This is a genomic window from Methanoculleus methanifontis (assembly GCF_030464365.1).
GTDB lineage: Archaea > Halobacteriota > Methanomicrobia > Methanomicrobiales > Methanoculleaceae > Methanoculleus > Methanoculleus methanifontis.
Genome location: NZ_VCYI01000002.1, coordinates 172,053 through 197,079, shown reverse-complemented (window position 1 = coordinate 197,079; position 25,027 = coordinate 172,053). Strand labels below are relative to the sequence as shown.

30 protein-coding genes and 1 pseudogene are annotated in these 25,027 nt (G+C 59.8%); 16 read left to right on the top strand and 15 right to left on the bottom strand.

Annotated elements, in window-relative coordinates; all coding sequences use genetic code 11:
• Positions 1 to 43: 43 nt before the first annotated feature.
• From FGW20_RS02465 to FGW20_RS02440, 6 genes are all read right to left on the bottom strand, one after another.
• Positions 44 to 1,618: a methionine biosynthesis protein MetW gene (locus FGW20_RS02465; RefSeq protein ID WP_301676513.1), complete on the bottom strand. Its 1,575-nt coding sequence runs from the start codon at positions 1,616 to 1,618 to the stop codon at positions 44 to 46.
• Positions 1,619 to 1,630: 12 nt separating this feature from the next.
• Complete coding sequence (locus tag FGW20_RS02460) at positions 1,631 to 2,833, bottom strand: ABC transporter ATP-binding protein (protein WP_301676512.1); 1,203 nt, start codon at positions 2,831 to 2,833, stop codon at positions 1,631 to 1,633.
• Positions 2,834 to 3,616, bottom strand: coding sequence for an ABC transporter permease (locus tag FGW20_RS02455; RefSeq protein ID WP_301676511.1), 783 nt, complete (start codon positions 3,614 to 3,616; stop codon positions 2,834 to 2,836).
• The gene (locus FGW20_RS02450; protein ID WP_301676510.1) at positions 3,603 to 4,676 is read right to left on the bottom strand and encodes a glycosyltransferase; all 1,074 of its coding nucleotides are present in this window, start codon (positions 4,674 to 4,676) and stop codon (positions 3,603 to 3,605) included. Before FGW20_RS02450 ends, FGW20_RS02455 begins: the two co-directional genes overlap by 14 nt.
• A 186-nt stretch (positions 4,677 to 4,862) precedes the next feature.
• Positions 4,863 to 6,020, bottom strand: a complete 1,158-nt coding sequence (locus FGW20_RS02445; RefSeq protein ID WP_082864834.1) for a glycosyltransferase family 4 protein — start codon at positions 6,018 to 6,020, stop codon at positions 4,863 to 4,865.
• 75 nt (positions 6,021 to 6,095) lie between these two features.
• Positions 6,096 to 7,226, bottom strand: coding sequence for a glycosyltransferase family 4 protein (locus FGW20_RS02440; protein ID WP_301676509.1), 1,131 nt, complete (start codon positions 7,224 to 7,226; stop codon positions 6,096 to 6,098).
• A gap of 967 nt (positions 7,227 to 8,193) precedes the next feature.
• On the opposite strand from FGW20_RS02440, the gene FGW20_RS02435 reads away from it, so the two are divergent.
• The 3 genes from FGW20_RS02435 to FGW20_RS02425 all read left to right on the top strand — a co-directional run bounded on the left by FGW20_RS02435 (position 8,194) and on the right by FGW20_RS02425 (position 9,466).
• Entirely contained in the window at positions 8,194 to 8,400 is a 207-nt protein-coding gene (locus FGW20_RS02435) for a DUF2281 domain-containing protein (RefSeq protein WP_301676508.1), read from the top strand.
• A 3-nt stretch (positions 8,401 to 8,403) separates the two neighbouring features.
• Entirely contained in the window at positions 8,404 to 8,817 is a 414-nt protein-coding gene (locus FGW20_RS13325) for a type II toxin-antitoxin system VapC family toxin (RefSeq protein WP_292364280.1), read from the top strand.
• Positions 8,818 to 9,049: 232 nt separating this feature from the next.
• Complete coding sequence (locus FGW20_RS02425) at positions 9,050 to 9,466, top strand: hypothetical protein (protein ID WP_301676506.1); 417 nt, start codon at positions 9,050 to 9,052, stop codon at positions 9,464 to 9,466.
• Between the two features lie 21 nt (positions 9,467 to 9,487).
• Here FGW20_RS02425 and FGW20_RS02420 read toward each other — a convergent pair whose 3' ends face one another.
• The 3 genes from FGW20_RS02420 to FGW20_RS02410 all read right to left on the bottom strand — a co-directional run bounded on the left by FGW20_RS02420 (position 9,488) and on the right by FGW20_RS02410 (position 11,266).
• On the bottom strand, positions 9,488 to 10,579 hold the full coding sequence (locus tag FGW20_RS02420; protein WP_301676505.1) for an RNA-guided endonuclease InsQ/TnpB family protein: 1,092 nt from the start codon (positions 10,577 to 10,579) through the stop codon (positions 9,488 to 9,490).
• 217 nt (positions 10,580 to 10,796) lie between these two features.
• Positions 10,797 to 11,084, bottom strand: coding sequence for a hypothetical protein (locus FGW20_RS02415; RefSeq protein ID WP_301676504.1), 288 nt, complete (start codon positions 11,082 to 11,084; stop codon positions 10,797 to 10,799).
• Positions 11,081 to 11,266 (bottom strand): antitoxin VapB family protein, encoded by a 186-nt coding sequence (locus tag FGW20_RS02410; protein ID WP_048183847.1) that lies wholly within the window; start codon positions 11,264 to 11,266, stop codon positions 11,081 to 11,083. Before FGW20_RS02410 ends, FGW20_RS02415 begins: the two co-directional genes overlap by 4 nt.
• A gap of 168 nt (positions 11,267 to 11,434) precedes the next feature.
• Here FGW20_RS02410 and FGW20_RS02405 point away from each other — a divergent pair, with 168 nt between their 5' ends.
• From FGW20_RS02405 to FGW20_RS02390, 4 genes are all read left to right on the top strand, one after another.
• Positions 11,435 to 11,716, top strand: a complete 282-nt coding sequence (locus FGW20_RS02405) for a DUF1016 N-terminal domain-containing protein (RefSeq protein WP_301676503.1) — start codon at positions 11,435 to 11,437, stop codon at positions 11,714 to 11,716.
• A gap of 390 nt (positions 11,717 to 12,106) precedes the next feature.
• Positions 12,107 to 12,337, top strand: coding sequence for a hypothetical protein (locus tag FGW20_RS02400; RefSeq protein ID WP_301676502.1), 231 nt, complete (start codon positions 12,107 to 12,109; stop codon positions 12,335 to 12,337).
• Between the two features lie 21 nt (positions 12,338 to 12,358).
• On the top strand, positions 12,359 to 12,640 hold the full coding sequence (locus FGW20_RS02395) for a type II toxin-antitoxin system RelE family toxin (protein WP_048183384.1): 282 nt from the start codon (positions 12,359 to 12,361) through the stop codon (positions 12,638 to 12,640).
• Between the two features lie 141 nt (positions 12,641 to 12,781).
• The gene (locus tag FGW20_RS02390) at positions 12,782 to 15,223 is read left to right on the top strand and encodes an oligosaccharyl transferase, archaeosortase A system-associated (RefSeq protein ID WP_301676501.1); all 2,442 of its coding nucleotides are present in this window, start codon (positions 12,782 to 12,784) and stop codon (positions 15,221 to 15,223) included.
• Here FGW20_RS02390 and FGW20_RS02385 read toward each other — a convergent pair.
• The 3 genes and pseudogenes from FGW20_RS02385 to mntA form a co-directional block, all read right to left on the bottom strand.
• Positions 15,177 to 15,779 (bottom strand): CDP-alcohol phosphatidyltransferase family protein, encoded by a 603-nt coding sequence (locus FGW20_RS02385; RefSeq protein ID WP_301676500.1) that lies wholly within the window; start codon positions 15,777 to 15,779, stop codon positions 15,177 to 15,179. The genes FGW20_RS02390 and FGW20_RS02385 overlap by 47 nt on opposite strands.
• A 261-nt stretch (positions 15,780 to 16,040) precedes the next feature.
• Positions 16,041 to 16,421, bottom strand: a pseudogene (gene hepT / locus FGW20_RS02380) (type VII toxin-antitoxin system HepT family RNase toxin).
• A gap of 31 nt (positions 16,422 to 16,452) precedes the next feature.
• On the bottom strand, positions 16,453 to 16,815 hold the full coding sequence (gene mntA, locus FGW20_RS02375; RefSeq protein ID WP_048063706.1) for a type VII toxin-antitoxin system MntA family adenylyltransferase antitoxin: 363 nt from the start codon (positions 16,813 to 16,815) through the stop codon (positions 16,453 to 16,455).
• Positions 16,816 to 16,999: 184 nt separating this feature from the next.
• Between mntA and FGW20_RS02370 the strand changes: the two genes are divergently transcribed.
• Together FGW20_RS02370 and FGW20_RS02365 are read left to right on the top strand one after the other, a co-directional pair.
• Positions 17,000 to 17,395, top strand: coding sequence for a HEPN domain-containing protein (locus FGW20_RS02370; protein ID WP_267312940.1), 396 nt, complete (start codon positions 17,000 to 17,002; stop codon positions 17,393 to 17,395).
• Positions 17,395 to 17,682 carry a nucleotidyltransferase domain-containing protein gene (locus tag FGW20_RS02365; protein ID WP_011843026.1) on the top strand — a complete coding sequence of 96 codons (288 nt, stop codon included), beginning with the start codon at positions 17,395 to 17,397 and terminating at the stop codon, positions 17,680 to 17,682. The genes FGW20_RS02370 and FGW20_RS02365 overlap by 1 nt, the downstream gene beginning before the upstream one ends.
• A gap of 4 nt (positions 17,683 to 17,686) precedes the next feature.
• Here the strand turns inward: FGW20_RS02365 and FGW20_RS02360 are convergent, their stop codons facing one another.
• Together FGW20_RS02360 and FGW20_RS02355 are read right to left on the bottom strand one after the other, a co-directional pair.
• On the bottom strand, positions 17,687 to 18,862 hold the full coding sequence (locus tag FGW20_RS02360) for an FAD-dependent oxidoreductase (RefSeq protein ID WP_301676499.1): 1,176 nt from the start codon (positions 18,860 to 18,862) through the stop codon (positions 17,687 to 17,689).
• An 88-nt stretch (positions 18,863 to 18,950) separates the two neighbouring features.
• On the bottom strand, positions 18,951 to 19,451 hold the full coding sequence (locus FGW20_RS02355) for a rubrerythrin family protein (protein ID WP_301676498.1): 501 nt from the start codon (positions 19,449 to 19,451) through the stop codon (positions 18,951 to 18,953).
• Between the two features lie 85 nt (positions 19,452 to 19,536).
• Between FGW20_RS02355 and FGW20_RS02350 the strand changes: the two genes are divergently transcribed.
• The gene (locus FGW20_RS02350; RefSeq protein WP_301676497.1) at positions 19,537 to 20,403 is read left to right on the top strand and encodes a cation diffusion facilitator family transporter; all 867 of its coding nucleotides are present in this window, start codon (positions 19,537 to 19,539) and stop codon (positions 20,401 to 20,403) included.
• Here the strand turns inward: FGW20_RS02350 and FGW20_RS02345 are convergent.
• Positions 20,395 to 20,985, bottom strand: coding sequence for a flavodoxin family protein (locus tag FGW20_RS02345; protein ID WP_301676496.1), 591 nt, complete (start codon positions 20,983 to 20,985; stop codon positions 20,395 to 20,397). The two genes, FGW20_RS02350 and FGW20_RS02345, sit on opposite strands and share 9 nt — an antisense overlap.
• 104 nt (positions 20,986 to 21,089) lie before the next feature.
• Between FGW20_RS02345 and FGW20_RS02340 the strand changes: the two genes are divergently transcribed.
• From FGW20_RS02340 to FGW20_RS02315, 6 genes are all read left to right on the top strand, one after another.
• Positions 21,090 to 21,326, top strand: coding sequence for a zinc ribbon-containing protein (locus FGW20_RS02340; protein WP_301676495.1), 237 nt, complete (start codon positions 21,090 to 21,092; stop codon positions 21,324 to 21,326).
• A 17-nt stretch (positions 21,327 to 21,343) separates the two neighbouring features.
• Positions 21,344 to 21,469 (top strand): desulfoferrodoxin FeS4 iron-binding domain-containing protein, encoded by a 126-nt coding sequence (locus tag FGW20_RS02335; protein ID WP_048183354.1) that lies wholly within the window; start codon positions 21,344 to 21,346, stop codon positions 21,467 to 21,469.
• Positions 21,470 to 21,474: 5 nt separating this feature from the next.
• Positions 21,475 to 21,825: a carboxymuconolactone decarboxylase family protein gene (locus tag FGW20_RS02330; RefSeq protein ID WP_301676494.1), complete on the top strand. Its 351-nt coding sequence runs from the start codon at positions 21,475 to 21,477 to the stop codon at positions 21,823 to 21,825.
• 3 nt (positions 21,826 to 21,828) lie between these two features.
• A complete protein-coding gene (locus FGW20_RS02325) occupies positions 21,829 to 22,473 on the top strand; it encodes a peroxiredoxin (protein ID WP_301676493.1) in 645 nt (214 codons plus the stop codon).
• A 194-nt stretch (positions 22,474 to 22,667) separates the two neighbouring features.
• A complete protein-coding gene (locus FGW20_RS02320; RefSeq protein ID WP_301676492.1) occupies positions 22,668 to 23,498 on the top strand; it encodes a universal stress protein in 831 nt (276 codons plus the stop codon).
• Positions 23,488 to 24,981 carry a BCCT family transporter gene (locus tag FGW20_RS02315; RefSeq protein ID WP_301676491.1) on the top strand — a complete coding sequence of 498 codons (1,494 nt, stop codon included), beginning with the start codon at positions 23,488 to 23,490 and terminating at the stop codon, positions 24,979 to 24,981. The genes FGW20_RS02320 and FGW20_RS02315 overlap by 11 nt, the downstream gene beginning before the upstream one ends.
• The last annotated feature ends 46 nt before the right edge of the window (positions 24,982 to 25,027 follow it).

Genomic DNA, 25,027 nt, shown 5'->3' with positions numbered 1-25,027 from the left:
ATTATAAGCATGAAGCTGCATCATTAATTTCGACTGCACCGGTTCACTTTTTCCCGGTTATTGCGTAATCCTGAGCCCCGAAGAGGATTTCGTTCTGCATCTCGATATTTCGATTGTAGATCTCAGTCTGTTGCCGGTCCAGATCGGTCATTTCTTTATCCACAGGCAATTTTTGAAGCCTTGCTCCCTCCGATACAGGAGACAAGAAATCTACCTCGATCTCCCTGAACCCCGCAGCCCCGAAGAGGAATTTCAGCGTCTCGGGGTGAACCGGCCTGACATGGGTCATATCGATGTAGAAGTTCGCGAACGAGACAAACGAGAGCGGGTTCACCGTCTCGGCGACGAGATAGTAACCGAACTTCATCTTCCGATGGCAGAGTTCAAGCAACCGGACAAGGTAGGCGGGCTCAAGATGCTCGACGACCTGATCGATGAAGATCCCGTCGAGGCTTTCGTCATCAAGGTGTTCGAGGTACGAAACCGCGTCGTTCAGCTCAACCTCAAGACCCCGGGAGCGGCAGAACTCCACCATCGTCTCGTCGAGATCCACGCCGCGGGCTCCGATGCCCTCATCGTGCATCAGTTCGAGGAACTCCCCCCGGCCGCAGCCGATGTCGAGAACGTTGCTGCAACCCTCGAAGTAGTGGACGAACACCCTCTGCCGCTCCTTGATCTCCTCCCGGGAGCCCCGGAAGTGGTCCTCAAAGGCGAAGTAGTTCACTCCGGTGTTGCTGGAAGGAGAATTCAGATGTACAACCGCCCCGGATGCACCCTCGAGAGCCCTGCCCTCGAGAACCTTCGCGAGCCACGCCCGGTTCTCGATATCGGTATCCATCGCGAGGATTGCAGTCTGCACCTGCTCCGTGACCTCGCCCGGGATCCGTTCCTCAGCCGCTGTGATCACTTCGGCCTTCGCCTGCGTGACCGCCGCCGTAACCTCGGCCCTGAGTCGCTCCTCGACCTCACGCGCGATCTCGGCTTTCAGCTGTGGGACAAACTCTGTCAACTCGGCCCGGATCTGCTCCCGGACCTCTTCAGCGATCTCCGCTTTTACCTGCGCGGCCAGCTCCGTGACCTCGTCCCGGATCTGCTCCTCCGTCTCCGATATTTCGCCCCGGATCTCGTGTTTCTGCTCCTGGAGCCGCTCCTTGAGCCTTGAGCGCACCTCCCCAATGGTCGTCTGGATCTGCCGGGTGGTGTCCTCCCGGATCTGCTCCCGGAGGGGCTCGATCCCGGAGACCTCCCGGGCCACCTCCTCGAGCACCCGGCCGGTGGCACGGTTGAACTCGGCCTGCTTCCAGATCACCGGATCCACGTAGCGGCGCACCTCACCGTGAACGAGCTCCCGGCCTTTCACCAGGACTTTCCCGGCGACGGGGCGGTGGGAACTGATGAAGTAACTGTTGTTCTGGATGTTCCAGTTGCCGGAGAGGTAGGCAAGGTCCCGGGCGATCTCGGGGTTAGCCCCGGCCGGAGTCTGCGGGGGCGCGAGGGAATCAGGATCCGGCGGATAGACCCCCGCCTCCTTCCGCCGCCGGATGTTCTCCCGGATCTTTTCCATGATCTCTTCGACGTTGATCTCGTCGTCCTTGATCTCAAACGGAGTATCACTCATATGTTACCTTCCTCACCGCCGCCATAAACAGGGAATATCAAAGAGCCCGGCATCCCTCCCTGTCGGGATGACATCGAACGAATACGCCTTATCCTGCCAGTCATAGCGCTCCCCACTGTGGGTGTGGGCCGCGACCGTCACCAGGAACCGCCCGGCGAGCATCGGGATCCGGTCTATCTGAAGATCTATATGCCCTTCGCCGGTAATATACTCGATCGAAACGTCTTTTAACTCGGTATTCGTCCCGTAGAGGTGCTCCCCACGCTCGGAATAGAGAGCGATCCCGAAGACCGGGTCAACGACCCGCTCCCGGGCCGAGTAGAATATCCGGATGGTCATCGGGTCGAAGGCGTTGAACCGGCTGCTCTCCGCGCCGAACTTGTTGAGGAATGTTACGCCCGTGATCTTCACTCTCCCGTTCCCCGAAGATGCCTCTTCGGCGGGAGGGGCTTCTTCGACCGGGTCGCCGATCTCCACCGGCTCCTCCGCTATCCTCCCGTAGATATACCGGTCGATCACCTCGTCCGTCTCGCCGAGGGCCACCTGCTCTCCGTGATTCAAGAGGAGTGTCCGGTCGCAGAACCGCCGGACCGAGCCGAGGTCGTGGGAGACAAAGACGATCGTGACGCCTTCGTTGCGGTAGCGGTTCAGCACGTCCATGCACTTCTGCTGGAACTCCATGTCGCCGACGGCGAGCACCTCGTCCATCAACAGGATCTCGGGGTTGGTCTGAATCGCGGTCGAGAAGGCGAGCCGCACCTGCATGCCGGAGGAGAAGTTCTTCAGTTTCGCGTCCCGGAACGTCTCGAGCCCGGCAAACGCCAGGATCTCGTCGACCTTACCGTTGATCTCCCGCTTCGAGAGGCCCATGATCGTGGCGTAGGTCCGGATGTTCTCGATCGCCGTGAAGTCCGGGTTGAACCCGACACCGAGCTCGAGGAACGGCGTCATCCGGCGGTTGACGGAGACCTTCCCCGACGTCGGCCGCATGATCCCGGCGAGGATCTTTAAGAGCGTGCTCTTCCCGCTCCCGTTCTCCCCGATGATCCCGAGCATCTCCCCCTCCTCCACCGAGAACGTCACGTCCCGCAGAGCAGGGAAGGTCTCGTAATCCGTCGGCCTGAGAAGACCGGTCAGGGCTTCAAAGATGGTCGTCCGCTTCTCGTGCGGAATCCGGAAGACCTTCTCTACATGTTCGACATCGATGACGCTCATTCACATCTCCTCCGCAAAACGAGGTTCGTAGTGGGCAAAGATAATGTACCCGATTATGAGTGTAATCGCAGACACGATTCCCGCGTAGAGGAGCGAACCGGCCGCAGCAGGGGTGGAGTAGATGATCGTATCCCGTGCAGAGATGATGATGTGGGCCATGGGGTTGAGGAGAAAAATATCCCGGAGACTCTCCGGGAAGATGGTGACCGGGTAGAGGATCGGGGTCGCAAAGAACCCGGCCTGGAGAATCACCGCCCAGATGAACTGGACATCGCGGTAGAACACATTCAGTGCGGCGAGAGCGAGAGATAGCCCGAGCGACACCAGGAAGAGGAGCACCAGGATCAGCGGCACGTAGACGAGGTTTGCCGAGAGGGGCACCTGGAAGACCGCCATGAAGGCAATAAAGACCAGAGACTCGAAGATGCTCATCAGGAGCGCCGTGATGCAGGACGAGATCACAAGGATCTCCCGGGGGAAGTAGATCTTCTGGACCATACCCGGTTTCCCGAGGATTGCATTCAGCCCCATGGACGTTGCCCGGGAAAGGAAGTTCCAGAGGATGATGCCGAGCAGCAGGAAGAGCTGGTAGTACTCCACCTGGATCCGCATCAGGTTCGAGAAGACCACGTAGAGAACCACGAGCATCAGGAGCGGCTCAAGGAGGGACCAGAAGTAGCCCAGGACTGAATTTTTGTAGCGCTGCTTGAACTCCCCCCAGGCCAGGGTCCAGATGAGGTTCCGGTAACCGTAGAGGGTCTTCATACGATCAAGAAACATCATTCACCACACTCCAGATCTGATCCTCGAAGACAGATTGATCAAATAGTCTCGCACGTGCTAGGCAGGCCTCACCATATCTAGCAGGATCCCGGGAAACCTCCACCACCGCCCGGATAATCGCACTGACACCAGCCGGAACCAGGAATCCGGTGACGCCGTCAATAACACTCTCGCAATATCCCCCTTCCCGCACAGCAACGACCGGTTTCCCGGCGGCCATAGCTTCCACCGGAGTCATCCCGAAGTCCTCGTCCCGGGCCGTGGTGATGAACCCCTTACATCGGGCATAGAGATCTACGAGTTCCTCCTCAGAGACCTCGCCGCGCAGCTCGACGTTCCGGGGAAGGCTGCGCCGGACGCGGTCCACGTACGGGCCTGCGTGATCTCCTTCCGAATACCCACCGACGATGACCAGGCGCTCGTCCGGCATCGACCTGAAAGCTTCGACCTGCAACTCAATCCGTTTCTCTGGGTAGAGACGGTTGACGGAGAGCCAGAAGTCGCCGTAGCCCTTGCAGGTAAATTCCGAGGTATCGATAGGAGGGTAGATGACCGACACATCCCGATTATAAAAGGTATTTATCCGATTCCGGACGTTCTCCGAATTGGTCACAATCCGGTCAACATAACGCACCGAACGCTGATCCAACACCCTGTGGCTGTTTGCCCATGCACGAAAGAGTTGGCGCCGAACAAAACTCTGCCTGGAGAGATACACATCATAGAGGTCATAAAACGCCCTCGTCGGCGAGTGACAGTACCAGAGGTTTGGGTGGTGCTTCTTCCCGGCATATTGCGCCCAGTTGCCGCTGAAGATGAAGAAGTCGTACGCGTCGGAAAAATCAGCGGATGAAAACTTCATGGTGGCCGAGATCTGCTTGAGCGGGGGAAGTTTCACCGTTTCGCCCAGGGAAATGCATTTCCCGGGCAGCGTCAGCGCACCCAGCGCTCTGGTGTCGGTCGTTATAATGTCGGCACCAAGTGCTTCCGCCATGCACACTGTAACCTTCTCCGCGCCGCCTATTGCCCCAAAATAATCATGGAAAATTGCAATTTTCATGCTGCAGTTATAATTTATCTGTCTACCTTACACATGAAAACTCCTATTTGGTTCGGTAATGTGTCGCCGCCCTCCGGAGAAAATTATTGAGGTGTTTCTTATTTTGCCGGAGCCTGTCCATCAAACCAGACGACGTTCAAACATCCACTCCGTCAGTTATCTATCATTCGCATGGAACGGCGCAGTTCAGGACACGGACTTGTACAGATCCAGATAACTATCCGCCACGTTCGACCAGGAATAACTATCATTCACCATTTTTGCACCGCATCTACCCAATTTGTCCCGCAGTTGTGTATCATTGGCAAGGAGGAGCATTGCGTTACAGAGTGCCCCGGGATCTCCGGGATGAACGATCATGGCGTTCTCCCTGTCGTTGCAGAGATGCGGAACATCTCCAACGGCTGTCACAATTGCAGGAAGACCCGCCGCCCACGCCTCCAGGAGGGTCAGCGGCATTCCCTCCCAGATAGACGGCAGGATAAAGACATCGCACGAGTGATACCATCGTTTTAACTCCTCCAGGTCAACCTCGCCAAGGATCCTGACATGGGTATGTAAACTCATTTCTGAAACCATTTGACTCAATTCATCGCGTTGAGAACCTTCCCCGATGATAATGAGTTCATAGTCCTGAAGATCCAGCGAAAGTTGTTTCGAGGCCTGAATCAGATACTTCAATCCCTTCTGCTCTTCCAGTCGCCCCACAAACAGGTAGCGAATCTTCGGAGATTCTGGCTTTTCAAACCCTCTCCGTGCAAAATACTCGATATCAACACCGTTGGGGATATATCGGACGACATTTATGGCATGTTCGGCAAAGGAGGGCAGGCTGCCTCTATCGACCGTCACAATCTCTTTGAATCGACCATATTTTAGAAGAAAAGATTCAATAAGACCTTTTATTGGGGAGAATTGTTCGCCGGAAAACGTGACACCGTGACATGTGTTCACTACCGGGATATGAAAAAGCGTTGCCTGAAGAGAGATGATGAACCCGATATCGGGGGAGTGAGAGTGGATAATGTCAGGTTTTAGGCGGTGCAGAAGGAAAAGACCGGTGATAGAGAGTATTATGAGTGAAAGAATCCTTCTAAATGTAACCACATCAAGATTGGCCACCCTGTCAGTAAGCCCAAACCTGAATACGTTCTCCTTCTGCATAATCTCCGTGCAGTTGGATGTCAGAATGAATACTTCGTGACCCCTGCGCCGCTGTTCTCGCTCCAGATTAAACACAACCCGGGCGTCTCCACCAATCGCGTCTGGATATTTTTTGGTGACGTGAAGTATCCTTATGATAACACCCCACCGAAAATCTTGGGGATTCGCCACTCCGGGCATGCCATCCAAAAGATCGGGAGCCCAAAAACAGTCGCCTTCATCTTAAAGTGCCTGCATTCCTCACGTCGAAGACTACTATACAATAGCGGAGTACCGCTGTTCAAGCGCTTCAACAATTCGATTCCAGTCGTAAGTCTCTGCCAGTGTCACACATTTACGGTCATCAATATTCGAATTACAAAGAATTTTTACAATCCCCTCCCCGATCTCCCCCGCCGAGAGCCCCGGGCGGTACCCGTTCACCCCCGGGACAACCAGGTCCCCCGCCGCGTTCCCGGGGTGATCCGTCGTCACCACCGGAATCCCGCAGGCCATCGCCTCCAGCGCCGCGATCCCGAAGCCCTCGCGGGTCGAGGGGAGGACGAAGACCCGTGATGCCTTCATCGCGGCGACGACCGAGTCGTAATCGGGGAGAAAACCGGTAAATGTCACTGCCCCGTCAAGCCCGAGATCGCGCGCGAGCCGCTCGAGCGCCGGCCGCTCCGGGCCGTCGCCGACGATCAGGGCGCGAAGGTCGGGAACCTCCTCCCGAACCCGCACGAGCGCCCGGAGGAGGACGTCGACGTTCTTTTCCCGGATCAGCCGGCCGGTGAAGATGACGTCCCACTCCTCCGCCGCCGGGGGGACGGCCGCAATCCGCGCGAGATCAATCCCGTTCGGGACGACCGGGACCGGCCCCGAGACCCCGAGGCCCGCGAGCGCCCGGGCCGTCGAGGGCGAGACGGCGATGTGGTGATCGGTGAGCCCGGCGGCCAGCTGCTCGACGGCCTTCCCGAACGCCCCCCGGCGGCCGAGGTAGTCGTACCAGTAGTCGCCCCAGACCTCGTGCCAGGTGACGACGAGCGGGAACCCCCGCCGCACCGACGCCGCCTTCGTCGCAAAACAGGAGAAGTAGGGGAAGTTCTGGCAGTCGACGACGTCGGCGCCGGAGGAGAGGAGCGGCCGGAGCACCGCCTTCCCGAACCGGAGCGCCTGCGGGACCGTCCGCCGGCCATCAATATAGAGCCCTTCACCCGGACAGACGCCGTGAAGGGTCACCCCGTCGCGCTCGATCACGGCCGGGCCGTCCCAGCAGCGCATCCCGTAGACGTGGACCTCGTGCCCCCGGTCCGCGAGCCGGACCGAGACCTCGCGGATGCGCTTCTCGACCCCGCCCTTCACCCAGGGGTAGACGGCATCGTAGACGTAGGCGATCTTCAGGAGCAACCCTCCAGTGGATAGGTTGTGGGGGGAGGTGGATAAGGGTATTCGTTTTGGGAACGACTGGCCGAAGGGCAGGAGTTCGAGAAGACCTTCGGTCTTCGGGGCAGGAGTTCGAGTACCGCTAGGAACGACGTTCCTATTGAACGAAGTTCGAGTACCGCAGGTGCGAGGTGCGAGGAACGACTTCCCCGAAGGGGAAGGAGTTCGAGAAGGCCGAAGGTCTTCGAGGAACGACTGCCGTAGGGTGCGACTGCCGGAACGGTGCGACGGACAATGTCCGGAGCTTGAGAAGCCGTTAGGCTTCGAGCAGGAGCATGAGAAAACGCGAAGCGTTTTCGGGGCAGGAGTTCGAGCACCGAAGGTGCGAGTTGCGGGACAGGAGTTCGAGAAGACCGAAGGTCTTCGAGGAACGAACGTAGTGAGCGTGAGCACCGAAGGTACGAAGAAACGACGTTCGAGCACCGGGAGGTGTGAGGGGGGCCGGGATAGGCCCCTTCTCCAGGAAGGGGTTGACCGGTTCCCCCCGGGAGTCGGAGAAGGGAATCTGGTCGTCAGGACGTACAGGATGCCGTTGAACACATGGAGAACGCCTCAGCGTTCTCCTGTTAGAAAAATCTTCGATTTTTCGTGGCCTGCGCGGGTCACACCGGGGTCGCCCGATATGCGGCTTCGTTGGGGGAGGTGGTTCTGGACGAACTCCCGGAGATCATCGTCAATTTCACGAAACGCCATGATTTAGAATTCCATAATCAGTATAACTTTAGGATCACCTCATATTGTATCAGATATTTCCGTTATCCGCATATGCATGCTGTTTACCACCCGATGCGATATAAGACAGAAAGAAAGACCGGGGAGGAAAACATTCTTGTCCGGCCTCGCTCAATAGATGTTCATCCGGATCTGGCCCGAAACGCTTCCAGGTGAGAACGCACCCGGGTCCGTAGATCCTTGCGGAGAGATGGATGTCATGGCAGGTATCGAAGATCTCGTGAAGGAACTCTCCCCCGAACACCAGAGAGAGGCACTGGACTTTGTCGCCTACCTCCTCCAGAAACAGAAGCGCAAACAGGCTAAACCACTCCGGCAAACCTGGGCAGGGGCGCTTCGTCGGTATCGGGGTACTTACACCGCTCTTGAACTGCAGAAAGAATCGCTGTCGTGGCGCACAGAGTGAAAAATGTACCTTCTGGACACAAATATCTGGTTGGAGCGCCTTCTCGATCAGGGCCGTTCGGGAGAAGTCGAGAAATTCCTCTCCTCTGTTCCTTCCGAACGGTTGTTCATCACGGATTTTTCACTCCATTCCATTGGTGTAATCCTCGGCCGTCTCGGGTGTATATCGGCCTTCTGCAGTTTCATCGAAGATCTCTTCATCGACGGTTCGGTGACGGTGGTCGCTCTCGATCCCGCCCAGATGAGACGCCTCGCGCGGGCCATGGAACTGTACCGCCTCGATTTTGATGATGCATACCAATATACCGCAGCGTTTGAGCACAGCCTTGCGCTTGTGTCGTTTGACAGCGATTTTGAGAGGACACCCGGCGGTAGATTGACACCAGCAGAGGTTGAACCGGAAGAACCTCTCCACTAAAAGGTTGGGGAAGCCTATCCCGGTTGAGGTCTCCCTACCCTCAATGCAGGAAAATGGGCTTTGTTGAAATCCCACCTGTTTGCTCCAGATGGCCACAATCAGGGGGTACTCAGGGGCACGGCTTTCCACCAGGTATCGCACCTGACGGTGCTCTAGCTCAGGTTCTTCGAACCATCGCTTATCGCCATGACTGCCCCCCCAGGGGGTAGGGTGCGACGGGCCATAGGGTGCGATGTTCCGTAAGGAACGGAGCAGGAGCACCGAAGGTGCGAATGAGGAAGAACTCGAATGGCTCCGTGGCTTCAGCGTTGCTGACCTATCCGATGAAGAGGCGATGGCTCTCGTCTTTGTCAGGCGGAACGGGTCTATCTCGAATGAGCAGTGCCGCGATCTGACCGGACTTGATGTGATCGGGGCAAGCAAATTGCTCGGGAAACTCCGGGATCCGGGCTTCCTTATCCAGCACCCTCATGGCGCGATGACCTTTTACACTCCCACCGGGCAGCTCGGGGTTGCCCCTGTGTGCACAACTCACCAGCAGGTGGAGGTTTCGTTGGATGTGGGGGAGACTCTGAGTGTGGATTCTGAAGCAATCCTACCGGATATTGCCGAATCAATAAGAATGCTGGGTGACTGCTCCCCCGACTGAAGTCGGGGGCATCTTGGGATATCACCCCTGAGATTGCAGCCCCAATCTCATAATATTGATCGCCGCGTTCTGGTCGCGATCCATCACCAGCCCACAATGCGGGCAGGAATGGACTCGATCAGAGAGCGTCTTGGCGACGATCATCCCACATCTGGAGCATATCTGAGATGTGTTTCTGGGGTTGACCAGGATCACGCGTGAGCCAGCATCCTCCGCTTTGCTCTCTGTGATCGTGATGAACATATTCCAGGCGACATCTGCAATGCTTTTTGCCAGATGGTGGTTCTTCTGCATGTTTGTGATATTCAGATCCTCGAACACAATTGTACCAAACCGATTCACCACCTTCCGGGAGGTTTGGTGAGCAAAATTGAGCCGTCTATTGGCGATCCGTTCATAGACGTGTGCGACGATCTTCCGGGCCTTCTTCCGTTCAGGAGTGCCCTTCTCTGCCTTCGAGAGTTTCCTCTGCGCCCTGGCGAGATCTTTCTCGTCGGTACGGAAGAACCGGGGATTCTCGATCTTCTCCCCGTTGGAGAAGGTGGCGAAGGACTCCAGACCCACATCGATCCCGACGACCGACTCTTTCTGTGGGAGGGGAGGGGGATCGTACTCAACCGAGAAACAGGCATACCACTTTCCAGTCGAAGACCGCCGGATCGTGAGGGTCTTGATCGTCCCTTCAACCGGACGGTGGAGGACGACCCTCACGTCTCCGATCTTCGAGAGGTGGAGGCGATCCCCGTCAAGTTTGAACCCGGACTGTTTGTACGTGATACTATCGTATCGTCCCTTCCCCTTGAACCGAGGATATCCGGGGTTCTCCCCTGCTTTTACGCGCCTGAAAAACGATTTGAAGGCAAGATCCACTCGAACCTGAACGTTCTGGAGGACCTGAGAATGAACCCGATTCAGATCGGATCGTTGCTTCTTCCACTGTGTCAGGATCTTGTTGGTTTCGTAGAGAGAGATAGTATGCTGCTCCTGCTCCCAGGCGTTCTTTCGCAATGCGAGCGTATCGTTATAGACCCACCGACAGATCTCAAGCGTCTGCTCAAGCAGAGTCGTCTGAGACTTTGAGGGATAGAGTCGATACCGACATGCCTTACGCATTATAGTTTTATACGCCACGGTGCGTAATATGATTATCGATGGACGGCATTCATCCCCCCACTAAAGTGGGGGGCCTTCTGCCTGTTTTCTTCGTAAAAGGAGTTCGCCACAGGAAGTCATGCGAGTTATCGTTCAGATTTGCAGCGTGCGCCCCTCCTCTGCCGGGGAGATTGCTCAACTGGTTGGGAGAAGCAAGAAATGGGTATCAGCCAGTTACTTAAAGCCTGCCGTAGTGTTTATGCGCCTGCTCAATGGTCATCAGGTGAGTGATCTCGACCCGGTTCCTGTCGGTATGGATGAGATAGATCGCGGTAAATGTCCGTCCTATATGAAGGCGGAACACCTCCGTATCACCCGTATTCAGGCGCTCTTTGTCTCCTCCGCTACCCGGATAAGGATCGATCCGCAGAATAGCAAGTTTCGCCGTGATGATGTGCTGCGACTTCTCCGGGAGGCTGTGCAGGAAGTCCGCTGCAGACTGCCGGAACAGAACGGCGAACGTCACAACGGGATCTCCACGAGCTCTTCCGTCTCCTGGATCCGCCTGATATCTTCAACGAGCCGCCGCTTCTTTTCGTGCTCGATCATCTCCTCTATCAGTTCGGAGAAGGTCATCCCCGGCTTGCGCATACTGGAGAGGGCAGCCCAGACCTCTTCCCTGACAATAATGCGCTTTGTGGCATTCATGGCATCTATGGTATAGATGTCACAGACAGAAAAGATTGTCGATAGAATGTCCATCCGTGATGGCTCCGCCACGGACCGGAACCACCTGCGGCCCGGAACACGACCAGAATACTCCCTCTGCCCGAACATACACATCAGCAGGGAGAATATCCGGGAGGGCGATCGCAGATGACACGGAAGGCCAGACAGCATGATACAGCGTTGCAACCGATTAGTGACACCCACCCTTTAGAACAGGATATTTCCTTCCTCCTTTCAGATCTTCGTGACCTGATCCGGACGGCAAAAGGCCGCGCTGCGACTGCGGTGAACGTCGAACTGGTCCTGCTGTACTGGCATATCGGCAATCGAATCGGCAGAGATATTCTCAAAGAAGAACGAGCACCATACGGTAAGAGAATTCTTTCGACGCTGTCGAAAGAATTGATAGCAGAGTACGGGCCTGGATAGTTGTGAATATGCGGCTATAATGATTACTGCTCTGGCGGTGAAACGGAGCTTGAGCACCGTCAGGTACGAAGTGCGGGTGTAGCGAGCATGAGAAACCCAAAGGGTTTCGAAATACGATGTTCCGACAGGAACGGAGTTTGAGAAACCCAAAGGGTTTCGAAATACGATGTTCCGACAGGAACGGAGTTTGAGAAACCCAAAGGGTTTCGAAATACGATGTTCCGACAGGAACGGAGTTTGAGAAACCCAAAGGGTTTCGAAATACGGATGTTCCGACAGGAACGGAGCGGGCACCCCGGCACCGGCCCTGTCGGGGTGCCCATTATGGCACATTTATTCACTGTGGCAAATGTGCACACCAATAAGTATCATAACGATCCACGGAGATGCATGTCTTCCGCCACAAGCGATGCCGGCAATCAGATCAAGCGCATTCCCGTGAAAGAACTCACCTGGAGGGACTTGCACGACCTCAAAGAAGCCGGAGAGAGCTATGATGAGCTGCTTGGCCGGATGATCCGGCGCGAGCGAGACTATCGCGACTGGAAGATGATCGTCGAGATCGAGGAGACCGGCGAGTTCGTAGCCTTCGACCCGGACGACCTCCTGCAGGACGACTGAGGCACCCGGGAGCAGGAGAGCGTGTTCACCGTTCTGATCGAGAGGAAGGCACGGGAGCTCTTAAAGCGTCTCCCCCCAAAAACCCGGCGCATTGTCGTCGAAAAGATCCAGGAACTCGCGGAGGACCCGTTTCCGGGAGGGAACAAGGAGAAACTTGAGTATCCTCATCCCCCTGCAGTCTACCGCCTCCATATCAGCAGATCCTTCACTGTTTTTTATATCATCGAGCATCAGGAGAGCATCGTCAAGATCGAGAAGATCGTGACGATCGAGAGGGCACACAAGGAGTATTCACGCCGGTGAGGTCCCGGCCGGGGGAGAGGCGGGGTGCTGGCCGCATCCCCACCCACACTGCAGGGGGATCATGTGGGAGCACGGAGCACGAATCCCGCCCCAAGTCGTACCCATTAATTACCGGCCGCCCCCAAGATCAACCTACGACCTATGGCTCCCGCTGCACGAAAAGATCATAAAACGGCCCTCACCGCCGCCGCCCTGCTCGTCTTCATGATCGTGGCGGTGCTCCTCCGCGCAATCCCCCACGCCGCGCTCGTCGACGGCTCGTTCACCAGCCTCATCGGCGCCGACGCCTGGTACAACCTCCGCCAGGTCGAGGTGATTGCGGCGAACTACCCCGGCTACGCCTGGTTCGACCCCATGACTGCCTACCCGACGGGTAAAGAAGTCGCGTGGGGACCGCTCTTCCCGCTCATCACCGCCACCCTCTGCATCATCGCCGGGGCGGCCGCCCGGCCCGAGATCGTTTACGTCGCCGCATGGGTCCCCCCGCTCCTCGCGGCCGCCGTCGTCCCGGTCGTCTACCTCACCGGAAAGACCATTGCAGGGAGAAAAACCGGGCTCGTCGCCGCCGGACTCATCACGATCGTCTCGGCCTCGTTCTTCGCGCGGTCGATCTTCGGGTTCGTCGACCACCACGTTGCGGAGACCCTCTTCTCCACCCTCTTCTGCCTCGCCTACATCGCCGCGCTCGCGTACGCCGCCCGGCACCCGGTCTCATTCCGCGACACAAAGACCATCCTCCCCGTCGCCCTCCTCGCCCTCGGCGCCGGGGTTGCCTACCTCCTCGGCCTCCTCGTCATGCCGACGATCATCCTCTTCGCCCTCATCGCCGGGGTCTTCACGGTCATCCAGGCCGTCCGGAACCACCTCGACGGCACCGGGCCGGAGGGGCTCCTCCTCGTCAACGCCGTCACCTTCGCTCTTCCCACAATCTTCCTGCCCATATCCGGGTTCATGGTCGAGGGGATGTCGCTCTCGCTCTACTCCGTCGCCCACGTCTACGCCTACCTCCTCCTGATCGCCGCGACCGCCCTCTTCGCCGGGATATCGCTGGCGCTCAAAGGAAAGCAAAACGAGTACCTCGGCGCCCTTGCCGCGCTCGCCGTCGCCGGCGTCGCCTTCCTCACGCTCACCGATATCGGGAAGGTGATGATGAGCGGCCTTACAGCGTTCTTCGGCCGGGGCATGACGGCCACCGCCATCCGGGAGATGGCCCCGTGGGACCCCGGACTCGCGTGGCAGAGTTTCAACGTCGGCCTCCTCCTCATCCCCGCCGGGCTCGCCGTGCTCGCCCTCAGGCTCCGGCGCGAGAACCGGCCGGAGGTCCTCTTTACAATCGTCTGGTCGGTCATCATCCTCTTCGCGACCATCCAGCACCTCCGGTTCGAGTACTACCTCGCCGTGAACCTCGCCCTCCTTGCGGCGGTCGTCGTCGCGTGGGCGCTTGACTACGGGCTTCCTAAGACCATTGCGTTCTTCCGTGAGCCCGAGAGCAAAAAGAAGAAGAAAACCCTCCCCGCCGCAGAAGTCGCCGCCGTCGGGATCGCCGTCCTCCTCGCCGTGGCCCTCGTCGGCGCATCGGCCTCGGAAAACATCGGCTACGCGCAGAACGGCGTTCCCCGCACCATGCTCGCCGACGACTGGCGTGACGCCCTCGAGTGGATGGGCGACAACACCCCCGGCCCCGGCGTGGACTACTACGCGATCTACGAGAAGAACACCTTCACCCAGCCCGAAGAGGCCTACGGTGTCATGTCCTGGTGGGACTACGGCCACTGGATCACCTTCATCGCCCAGCGGATCCCGGTCACCAACCCCTTCCAGGACAACGTCCGTAGCGCCAGCGGGTTCTTCCTCGCGACGAGCGAAGAGAAAGCCGACGCGGCCGGGTCCCGCTACGTCGTCATCGACAGCAAAATGGCCGATGAAGGCTTCCCGGCCATCGCCTACTGGCACGACGCGGCGACGGGAACCACCCCCTACGCAACGCCCCTTCTTGTCGCGGTGGGAGGAGACACCTACCGCATCGAGCCGTTCTACCGGGAGGACTTCTACAAGACCATGGCGGTGCGGCTGCAGGCCCTCGACGGGACGCTCGTGGAGCCGGAGAAGGCCCTCTACATCGAGTACGACACCAGGTCGGTCCCGGAGACCGGGTATCCGCTCCTCACCGGGAGCAAAGAGATGAGCCCGGCCGAGGCGCAGGCGGCGGCCGACGCCTACAAAGGATCGGGGAAGGCCGCGGTCTTCGGGATTGATACCGCGAGCCCGGCCGGGACCGTCCCGGCGCTCAGGCACTACCGGCTCGTCTACGAGTCCTCGCCGGACCCCGCGACGAGCGTCAAGATCTTCGAGCACGTCGAGGGCGCCGCAATCCCGGGCGAGGGCGTCATCGAGGTCACGGTCGCCACCAACACCGGCCGGGAGTTCGTCTACCGGCAGGCGAGCGAGAACGGGACGTTCGTCGTCCCCTACTCCACGACCGGCAACCCCTACGACGTGAAGACGGTCGGAGGCTACCGGATCGGGAACGAGGAGATCACGGTGACCGAGGAGGCCGTGACGGGGGGAGCGCAGCTCCCCTGACGCAGAGAAGCCGCCGGAGTGCGGTGGCGTTCGTCGCGACCGCGAGGATGGCAAGCGCCGGGAGAACGAACCCGGTGACCAGACCGATGATGATGACCGCGATCCGCTCCGGCCGGGCGAAGAGCCCGGTCCGGCACTCGATCCCGAGCCCCTCGGCCCGGGCCCGGGCGTAGCTGACCATCAGCGAGCCGATAGCGGCGAAGAACGCGGCCTCGACGCCCCAGGGCGTCCCCGCCCCCGCGTAGTAGACGACGAGCCCCCCGTAGACCGCAGCCTCGGCGTAGCGATCCAGGAACGAGTCGAAGAACGCGCCAAAAGGAGAAGCAGCGCCGGTCACCCGGGCGAGTGCCCCGTCGAGGGCGTCGAAGACGCAGGATGCGGCGACCACGAGCCCGGCGAAGAAGAACGATCCTGAAGCGCAGAGGATCCCCGCAGCCGCCATCCCGAGGAACCCGAGCAGGGTGAGGGTGTTCGGGGTCGCCCCCGTGCGGGCGATGAGGGCTGTGATTCGCGTGAGCGCCCCGCTCGTCCCCGCCCGGAGGTGCTCCTCGATCACCGGCCCGTCACCCCGGAGAGAGTACCCACGACCCCCAACGCTCTTACCATGGCAGGGGATCGTCGCTCCCGGGAGATAAGGGTGTCTCTCCCGGCGGCACCATAATGATTATATCTATAATTATTGTGGGAATAATCATTGAAGTCGTCCCGAAAGTGTCCAGCGATCGAAGATCCACCTGATGTAGAGCATTCTCACGCAGATTTTCGAAGGAATTGCCATTATACAGTGTCGAATTGCTGACACGGAGTGCCGGCGCCTTTACTCCCTCTGCAGGGCACGGATATACTCGGCGAGGAACTGCTCAATGTCGCCGACATCCTCCCGGAGCAGGTCGTAAATCCTGCCGTTGTCGATATCCCAATAGATGTGGATCAACCGATTCCTGAACCAGGCCATCATCTGCAGACGTTCTCAAAGGTCCTCGTCGAAGAACCCGTGCTCCTGCATAATACGAAATGTATCGGCATAATTTTCAGGTATTTCCCATCGATTCTTCGTGATCGCATGGTTGGCGAGATCAATAGCCGCCTCGATGCCGACGATGAGGTGATACTTCGCGCTTGCAACAAGGTGAGGGTCCCCCGTAAACGCCTCCCTCGGGAGTCGACCCAGTTCCCGGAGCCTCTCACAGGCCTGCATCAGCCCCGATGACAGCGCAGTAACCTTCTCCTCATCGTAGGAGACCAAGGGCTTCCCTCCTGTAGCGCTCCCGGTGATAGGAGAAATCATGATACTCGACGAGAATCCTGCAGACAAACTCGCAGCGCGCCTCCTCATCGCGGGACACCAGGATCTCCCCGGTACGGAGGACCGTGAACGCGAACGAAAGCGGCGCCGCGGTGAGCACCCGTACATCGATAGGCACCCCGGTAACCTCCTCCAGTTCCTGTTCAAGCGCCAGTTCGTACCGGAGCGGATCGGATGATCCGGTGCTGTCGTCCGCGAGGAAAACAGCGATATCGATGTCGCGGAAGGGACCCTGCACAAAGGAGCCATACACGTACGCGAAGAGGATCTCCTTCCTCTCCCCCAGTCGAGCGGCGAGGAGGGCACGGAGGCCCTGTTTCTCTTCCGGGGAGAGGTTCCGGGGTCTCGTCGGAGAGAGATCGGCGGCGACGGATAAAGACCTTGTGCCGCCGGGGGAACACCGCGGCGCACTTATATCCCGGGAGCGACAAGAGTTTGATGATCATCAGGCCGAGACCATGGATGCAAACATGCGTGAAGCAGGGCGGTGGCTGCGCCAGGGGGAGAGGGATCTCGTCAGCGCGAGGAACAGCTGCCGGTCCGGCGATTTTGAATGGGCATGCTTCCAGGCACAGCAGAGTGCAGAGAAAACCCTGAAGGCCCTGCTCTATGCCCGGGGATACCGGAGGATCCTGACGCATTCTGTCTACGAACTGATCAGGGAGATCGGCGAGTACGAGCCCTCGTTCCTGGCGCTGAAGAGTGAGGCCAAGGCACTTGACGCCGCTTATATAACGACCCGATATCCGGACAGCATCGTGGGGAACCTGACACCATCGGAGTACTACGACCAGGAGGATGCCGAAGAATGCATCGAGCATGCGGATTCGATCTGCAGTGCCGCGAGAGAAGCGCTCGCCGGGTGATGGAGCAGGTCCGGGTTCTCGCCCGCGAAATCCGGGCGCGCCGGCGTGTCAGCGCCATCATCCTCTACGGGTCGTTCTCACGCGGGGACTTCCACGAGGAGAGCGACGTCGACCTGATCGTCGTCGGCGACTTCCCCGAGCGTCCCCACAAACGTGCGGCCTTCATCATCGGCCTCACCGACCTCCCGGTCGAACCGCTCTGCTACACCGACGAGGAGTTCGCCGACCTGATCCGGGAGGAGAACCCGTTCGTCCTCCAGGCACTGGCCGAAGGCACCCGGGTGTAGCCCTTCACGTGCAGACGATCTGCTCTTCTTCCGGCTCGCCTTCGAAATACTCGTGCGCCTCAAGCGCCGCCTTCGCCCCGTCACCGGCGGCAACGATGATCTGCTTGGCCTTGACGCAGGTCGCGTCCCCGGCCGCGAAGACCCCGGGAACGCTCGTATGCCCGTTCTCGTCGATGAGGATCTCGTCCTCCTCGTTCAGCGCCACGAGACCCTTGAGGAACCCGGTGTTCGGCGCAAGCCCTATCGCGAGGAAGAGCCCTTCCACGTCGAGATCTGTCTCCTCCCCGGTCTCGCGGTCGCGGACCGTGATCCCGGTCAGGCCCGCGTCCCCGTGGAGCGCCGTCACCTCGTGGTGGGAGAAGGTCTGCACCCCCGCCTCCTTTGCCCGGTCGACGTAGACCTCGTCGCACCGGAGATCCCTCCGGGCGATCAGGGTCACCGAACTCGCGAACTCTGTCATCTCGATCGCGGTCTGGAGGGCCGCATTTCCGCCGCCGACGACGGCTACCGGTTTGTCGCGGTAGAGCGGAGCGTCGCAGATGGCGCAGATCGAGACGCCCTTCCCCATCAGCTGCTCCTCACCCGGAAGCCCAAGTCTCCGGGGTTCCTTGCCCGGGGCGAGGATAAGTGTCCGGGTACGGTAGATGGTTCCCGAGACCGTCCGGACGAGGAGCGTCTCGCCCTCTTTGCGAACCTCCCCGACACTCTCGAGTTCAAGACGGACATCGAACCCCCGGACCTGCTCCTCGAACTTCCGGACCAGTTCTTCGCCCGAGATCGTCGAGAACCCCATGTAGTTCTCGATAGCCCAGCTCCAGGCCGCCTGGCCGCCGATGTTCTCCGCTAAGATGACGGTCTTCATGAGTTTGCGGGCGCAATAGACCGCTGCCGTCAGCCCTGCCGGACCGGCGCCCACAATGACCGCGTCGTAGACGACCTCCTCCGGCGGCGTCCCGAAGAGCTCACGGAGCCTCTTTGCATCGAACCCGACGACAACATCGCCGCCAACGACCGTAACCGGCACACCCCGCTGCCCCGAGATCTCGATCATCTCCCGGGCCGCCTCGCGGTCCTTCCCGACGTCGACCAGCTCGAATTCGACATCGTGCTTCCGGAGGAACGCCTGGACCATCCGGCAATAGGGGCAGTTCTCCGTCGTGTAGACCTTAACGCCTGCCATGAAGGGGAATATCTCGGGAAGAGTATTTAACATAGCGGGGTGCGGTGAAAGATACCGGCCACGGCGGCGCAAGACTGAAAAAAAGAGATTATTGAATTTCGCGGAACATTCTTGCCGGAACCCCGCATATCGGGCACTTCTCCGGCGGCTCCCCAAGTTCAACGTTGCCGCAGACCGGGCAGAGGAAGACCTTCTCCGCGTCGAGATCTTTTCCTTCCCGGACGGCCTCGAGCGCCTGAAGGTAGAGGTTTGCGTGCACCTCTTCCGCCTTCATCGCGTGGGTGAAGACGATCGCAGCCTCGTTTTTGCGCTCCTCTTTCGCCTCGGCGACGAACGGGGGATACATCTCCATGAACTCGTAGTTCTCGCCCTCCATCGCGTTTTTCAGGTTCTCCTCGGTGCCCCCGACGGCGTTCAGGATGAAGAGGAGACGTTTCGCGTGGACGGCTTCCGCTTCGCTTGCCGCACGGAAGAGTTTTGCCACCGCGGGATACCCCTCGGCGGCTGCCTTCTCTGCAAAGACCGAGTACTTTCTGTTCGCCTGGGACTCCCCGGCGTACGCATTCTGAGCGTTCTCATCTGTCGGCATGGATGGATCATTGCAGGACGCTCGTATTAAACTTTTCACCTTGTCTCCGGAAACCCTATGCCGCCGGAGCACCTACCCCCGGCGGATGCAGGGCAAACGGGTGCGGCGGATCTTCCTCATCGTCCTCGCCCTGAACCTCGTCGTCGCACTTGCAAAAGCGGTCTTCGGCTTTCTCGCCGGATCGGTGAGTATGGTAGCGGACGCGTTCCATTCGGGGTTTGACTCTCTCTCAAACGTCATCGGGATAGTCGCCCTTTACTTCGCCGCGAAACCTCCCGATCCCGAACACCCCTACGGCCACGGCAAGATTGAGACGCTCGGCACCCTGGTGATCGGGGCGATGCTCCTCCTGACCGCCGGCGGGATCCTCTACGAGGGCTACCAGCGGCTCGTCGAAGCCGTCGCCCCCGAGATCACCGCGGTCACCGTCGCGGTCATGGTCGGGACGGTCATCATCAACCTCGCCGTTTCAACCTACGAGCGCCGGAAGGGCGAGGAATACCGGAGCCAGATCCTGGTCGCCGACTCCCAGCACACGAAGAGCGACGTCTTTGTCTCGTTAGCTGTCCTCGCCGGGTTTCTCGCCGTCGGGCTCGGGTTCCCGCAGGCCGACCCGGTCATCGCGTTCGCCATCGGCCTTCTCATCGCGAGGATGGGGATCGGGGTTCTCTACGACGCCGCCCGGGTGCTCGCCGACACGATGGACCTCCCCTGTGACCCGGCGCTCATCGAAGCGGTGGTGATGGATACTCCGGGAGTGGCCGGCTACCACGACTTCCGGTGCCGGGGAAAACCGGACGAGATCCTCGCCGACATCCACATCACCGTCGACCCGGCCCTCCCGGTCTCCCGGGCGCACGAGATCTCCGACGAGGTGGAACGCCGGCTCAAAGAGACGGTGCCGGGGCTCGCCGAGGTCGTCGTCCATATCGAGCCCGACGACTCAGCCTAGAAGCTGCCCGAGTTCGTAGCCCTTCCGGTAGGCCGCCTCCATCACCTCGGGCCGTGTCCGGATGTCCCGGACGGTGTCCATGTCGTTTCGGAGCACCTCGTCCCAGTAGGGGCAGTCGATGATCTCGCCGAACGCCCGGGCGGTCATCTTCACGCCGAGAAAGACGTTCGGGATGTTCATCCCCGCGATCGATATGAAGAGCATCTTTCGTTTCTCCCGCCGCTCGGGAGAGATGAACGACCGCCCCCGGTGGTATTTCGCCATATAAAAGACCTGGAACCGATCGATGAAGGATTTGAGCCTTCCGGGAACGCCCATCGTCATCACCGGGGTGGCGATGATCAGGCCGTCCAGCTCCCGGAACTTCTGAAAGATCCCCTCCATCTCGTCCTGGATAAGACAGGTCTCGCTTTCCATGCACTGGAAGAACTCCATGCAGGGCAGAACGTCCATGTGCGCGACCTCGAACTTCTCGACCTCGCACCCGGCCTCCTCTGCACCCCTGATGGCCTCGTCGAGGAGACGGGCGGTGTTCCCGTCGAGAACGGGGCTCCCGAGCAGCGCAACAACCTTCTTTTGCATGGTGCTGGGTTGCGCACGACCCTATTAAAAGGATGCGGATACCCGGGGACGAGAGGGGAACTGCTAAATATCTTGTGGGGCAATTACCGCTCTGGTGAATTTCTATGGCCGAACCAGAGACCAACAAGACGGCGAAAGCTGGAGAGAAGCCGGGCCCCGGCCGGTTCATCTGCATCGACTGTGGACGGGAGGTCCGGATTGACAGCACCGACGAGGATCTCGTCAAATGCCCGACCTGCGCCTGCGAGATGTACAACTGCCTCCCGATGACGCATATCAGGCCGGACATCAAGACGCCCGAAGACGTCCTGAATCCGCCCAAGAGAAAGAAAACCGAATAGTCGCAGAGGTGAGAGAGATGGTGAACGTATCGGCAAAAGGGCAGGTCTACCACTGCGAGATCTGCGGAAACGTTGTCCAGGTGCTGGAAGCCGGCGGCGGCGAACTGGTCTGCTGCGGCGAACCGATGGTGCTTGAGGAGTGATCCGAATGGAAGAGAAGAAACTCGAAGAGAAGATCGGGAAGATTCCCGTGATCTTCAAGGAACTCAAAGAGACCGACCCCGACCTCTACGGGAAAGTAATGGGGCTCGACCAGATGATCTGGGCCGACGGCGCCCTCTCGAAGCAGACGAAGAAAGTCATCGCGATAGCGATTGCGGCTGCTCTCCGGGACGGGCACGCCGTTCGGGCGCAGATGGCCGGTGCCGGGAGCATCGGTGTATCGAAGGAAGAGATCGAGGAAGGGCTCCGGGTCGCGTTCCTGCTCGCGGGGATGCCGGCCTACGTCCACGGCAAGACCGCCCTCGAGGAGTACCTGGGCGACCGCCCGAGGAAGTGAATCATGGAACCTGAAGAAGTGCTGCAGATGCCGGTTATCGGCGAGAAAGCACCGGAATTCGACGCGGTGACCACCCACGGGCCGCTGAAACTCTCCGATCTGAAAGGAAAGTGGGTCATCCTCTTCTCCCACCCGGCCGACTTCACGCCGGTCTGCACCACGGAGTTCATGGCCTTCGCCGGCATCGCCGACGAACTCAAGGAACTGGACGTCCAGCTCGTGGGCCTCTCGATCGACAGCGTCCACTCGCACCTTGCCTGGGTCAGGAACATCAAAGAGAAGATGGGCGTCGAGATCCCGTTCCCCATCATCGCCGACCTCGACATGAAGGTCGCCAAACGCTACGGGATGCTCCACCCCGGGCAGAGCACCACCTCCACGATCAGGACGGTCTTCTTCATCGACGACAAAGGGGTCATGCGGGCCATGCTCTACTACCCGATGTCCAACGGCCGCTCCATGCCCGAGATCCTCCGGCTCACGAAAGCCCTCCAGACCTCCGATAAGCACGGTGTCGCGACGCCGGCGAACTGGGAGCCCGGCGCGAAGGTGATCGTCCCGGCGCCGAAGACCCCCGAAGAGATCGAGAAGCGGATGAAGGAAGGCTACGAGTGCAAAGACTGGTACCTCTGCTTCAAGGAACTCTGAAAACCCCCTTTTTTCCTGACCGGCCAACAATCACAGCAGATCCGCCGGTGCGGCGAGACACAAGAGAGCCGGGAGCCACCGCCATCGGAGAGGCCCGGGATCGACTTCGGTGCATTAATGATGCCGAAACCCCGATATTACCGGTATTCAGGATTTGCCGGGCGACGATCCGGTGTTCTTGAGGTGTCCAGGGGATGTTTGAGAAAACGCTGATTCCGGTCGCCTACGGAGAGAGGCCCGAAGAGGTGAGGAAGGCCGGAAAGATCCTCAAAACCCTCGGGGCGAACTCGGTCTGCCTCTACCACGTGAACGAGCCCGGTTCGTTCTTCCGGGGAGCCGACCTCTCGTGGCTCACGCTTCTATCGGAGGCGCTCGAAGAGACGGGGCTCGTCGTGGAGGTAAAGACCGGAGAGGGCCATATTGCCTCGGCAATCGCGGAGACGGCCCTCCTCGAGGGTGCCGACGGCATCTACATGAAGGCGAAACGGCGGTGGCACATCGAGACGATGCTTCTCGGGAGCGTCTCGCGGGATCTCCTCCGGCTTGCCGACGTTCCCGTATTCGTCCACAAAGTCCGGCCCCGCCTGCCCGACGACGGGGCGGACCCCGGCCATAGTGACCTCAACGTCCTCTACGCGACCGACCTCGGCGAGGCGTCCGTTCGCACGCTCCCCTACGTGATGGAGTTCGCGGGAGCCTGGTGCCACGTCCTCCACGTCAGGGGGAGGATGGCCGATCCGCTGGCGGAGCGGGTTCGGCGGGAGGCCGTCGAGAGAGAACTCGGCACGGTGGCGGAAGAACTCCGCCCGTACTTCGGGCGCGTCACCGTCGAGCAGCAGATCGGAGACCCCGCCGCGCAGGTGCTGTATGTCTCCGACCAGATCGAGGCCGACGTCGTCGTCCTCGGGAGGAAGAGCGCGGCGTTTCTCTCCGCCCCGATGGGGTACACGGCGGAGCGGATCGTGACCGGGTCGAGGGCTTCGATATTCCTCGTGCCACAACCGGGGAGACGCAATGCTTCGTGAGTATCTCCGGAGGGAGGGGGTCTTCCTCCTCTCCGCCGGGATCATCCTCTTCTTCATCGGGTTCGGGGTCACGAGGCCCGACCTCCTTGATTCGGGCTCGTCCGCGGTCCACGCCGCGATCCTCGACAACTTCAGCTGGCTCTACCTCATCTCGGTCTTCTTCTTCCTCGTCTTCGCGCTCGCACTCGCGCTCTCGCGCTACGGGACGATCAAACTCGGCTATGACGCAGAACGGCCGCAATACGGATTCTTCGGCTGGATCGCGATGCTCTTTGCCGCCGGGATGGGGATCGGGCTCCTCTTCTGGGGAGTCTCCGAACCGCTCGTCCACTTCCTCCAGCCGCCCCCCTTCATCGACGCCGCATCCCCCGACGCCGCCGCGTTCGCCATGCGCTACGCGTTCTTCCACTGGGGGATTCACCCGTGGGCGATCTACACCATCGTCAGCCTTTCTATTGCGTATTTCTCGTTCCGGCGCGGGATGCCCGCCCTGATCAGCTCCTGTTTCTACCCGGTTCTCGGCGAGCGGATATACGGGGCCGCCGGGAAGATGGTGGATGTGCTCGCGGTCTTCGCGACGGTCTTCGGGACCGCGACGTCGCTCGGGTTCGGCGCCCTCCAGATCCACAGCGGGCTCACCCATCTCTACGGGCTCTCGTCCGCGATATCCGTCACCATCGGGATCATCCTCATCGCGACGGCGCTCTTCATGGCATCCGCGATCCTCGGGGTGGAGAAAGGCGTCCAGGTCCTCTCGAAATTCAACATCGTCCTGGCGACGGTGCTTCTCTTCCTCGTCCTCGCCCTCGGATCGCCGCCTTACGTCCTCAACGTCTTCGCCTCCACCCTCGGCGGCTACATCAACAACATCATCGACCTGAGCCTCCAGTCCTACCCGTTCGCGGGGTTCGAGTGGAGCAGGGACTGGACGGTCTTTTACTGGGCATGGTGGATCTCGTGGTCGCCGTTCGTGGGGCTCTTCATCGCCCGGATATCACGGGGCCGGACGATCCGGGAGTTCGTCCTGACCGTCCTCACGGTTCCTACCCTCTTTACCTTTGTCTGGTTCACGATCTTCGGGGGATCGGCGCTGCACCTCGAACTCGAAGAGGGAGCGGGCATCGCCGCCGTCGCGGGAGAGGACGTCTCGCTCGCCCTCTTCGCGTTCCTCGAACATTACCCCCTCACAGGACTCCTCTCGCTCGCCGCGATACTTCTCCTGATCGTCTTTTTCGTCACATCGGCGGACTCCGCGACGGTCGTCCTCGGCTCGCTCACATCGGGCGGGGGCCTGGTCGTCCCGAACTACAAGAAGGTCGTCTGGGGCCTCTCCCTCTCCGCCGTCGCGATCGTCCTCCTCCTCACCGGGGGGCTTGACGCTCTCCAGGTGATGGCGATCACCGCGGCGTTCCCGTTCATGCTCGTGATGATCGGCCTCTGCTACACGCTCGCGATCGGGCTGTCGCAGGAGAAGATGCAGTGAAAAATCCCGGCACGTTTTTTGCCTTCGCCGGGACAACACATCATAT

Coding starts and splice junctions, on each gene's coding strand:
- FGW20_RS02360 (WP_301676499.1), bottom strand. CDS start 18,862: ATGGCAGGCGTTAAGGTCTACACGACGGAGAACTGCCCCTATTGCCGG.
- FGW20_RS02350 (WP_301676497.1), top strand. CDS start 19,537: ATGCAGGGCAAACGGGTGCGGCGGATCTTCCTCATCGTCCTCGCCCTG.
- FGW20_RS02355 (WP_301676498.1), bottom strand. CDS start 19,451: ATGCCGACAGATGAGAACGCTCAGAATGCGTACGCCGGGGAGTCCCAG.
- FGW20_RS02365 (WP_011843026.1), top strand. CDS start 17,395: ATGGAGCAGGTCCGGGTTCTCGCCCGCGAAATCCGGGCGCGCCGGCGT.
- FGW20_RS02405 (WP_301676503.1), top strand. CDS start 11,435: ATGACACGGAAGGCCAGACAGCATGATACAGCGTTGCAACCGATTAGT.
- FGW20_RS02320 (WP_301676492.1), top strand. CDS start 22,668: ATGTTTGAGAAAACGCTGATTCCGGTCGCCTACGGAGAGAGGCCCGAA.
- FGW20_RS02445 (WP_082864834.1), bottom strand. CDS start 6,020: ATGCCCGGAGTGGCGAATCCCCAAGATTTTCGGTGGGGTGTTATCATA.
- FGW20_RS02340 (WP_301676495.1), top strand. CDS start 21,090: ATGGCCGAACCAGAGACCAACAAGACGGCGAAAGCTGGAGAGAAGCCG.
- FGW20_RS02345 (WP_301676496.1), bottom strand. CDS start 20,985: ATGCAAAAGAAGGTTGTTGCGCTGCTCGGGAGCCCCGTTCTCGACGGG.
- FGW20_RS02330 (WP_301676494.1), top strand. CDS start 21,475: ATGGAAGAGAAGAAACTCGAAGAGAAGATCGGGAAGATTCCCGTGATC.
- FGW20_RS02465 (WP_301676513.1), bottom strand. CDS start 1,618: ATGAGTGATACTCCGTTTGAGATCAAGGACGACGAGATCAACGTCGAA.
- FGW20_RS02435 (WP_301676508.1), top strand. CDS start 8,194: ATGGCAGGTATCGAAGATCTCGTGAAGGAACTCTCCCCCGAACACCAG.
- FGW20_RS02400 (WP_301676502.1), top strand. CDS start 12,107: ATGTCTTCCGCCACAAGCGATGCCGGCAATCAGATCAAGCGCATTCCC.
- FGW20_RS02315 (WP_301676491.1), top strand. CDS start 23,488: ATGCTTCGTGAGTATCTCCGGAGGGAGGGGGTCTTCCTCCTCTCCGCC.
- FGW20_RS02335 (WP_048183354.1), top strand. CDS start 21,344: ATGGTGAACGTATCGGCAAAAGGGCAGGTCTACCACTGCGAGATCTGC.
- FGW20_RS02370 (WP_267312940.1), top strand. CDS start 17,000: ATGCGTGAAGCAGGGCGGTGGCTGCGCCAGGGGGAGAGGGATCTCGTC.
- FGW20_RS13325 (WP_292364280.1), top strand. CDS start 8,404: ATGTACCTTCTGGACACAAATATCTGGTTGGAGCGCCTTCTCGATCAG.
- FGW20_RS02420 (WP_301676505.1), bottom strand. CDS start 10,579: ATGCGTAAGGCATGTCGGTATCGACTCTATCCCTCAAAGTCTCAGACG.
- FGW20_RS02410 (WP_048183847.1), bottom strand. CDS start 11,266: ATGAATGCCACAAAGCGCATTATTGTCAGGGAAGAGGTCTGGGCTGCC.
- FGW20_RS02455 (WP_301676511.1), bottom strand. CDS start 3,616: ATGATGTTTCTTGATCGTATGAAGACCCTCTACGGTTACCGGAACCTC.
- FGW20_RS02460 (WP_301676512.1), bottom strand. CDS start 2,833: ATGAGCGTCATCGATGTCGAACATGTAGAGAAGGTCTTCCGGATTCCG.
- FGW20_RS02390 (WP_301676501.1), top strand. CDS start 12,782: ATGGCTCCCGCTGCACGAAAAGATCATAAAACGGCCCTCACCGCCGCC.
- FGW20_RS02425 (WP_301676506.1), top strand. CDS start 9,050: ATGTTCCGTAAGGAACGGAGCAGGAGCACCGAAGGTGCGAATGAGGAA.
- FGW20_RS02325 (WP_301676493.1), top strand. CDS start 21,829: ATGGAACCTGAAGAAGTGCTGCAGATGCCGGTTATCGGCGAGAAAGCA.
- FGW20_RS02450 (WP_301676510.1), bottom strand. CDS start 4,676: ATGAAAATTGCAATTTTCCATGATTATTTTGGGGCAATAGGCGGCGCG.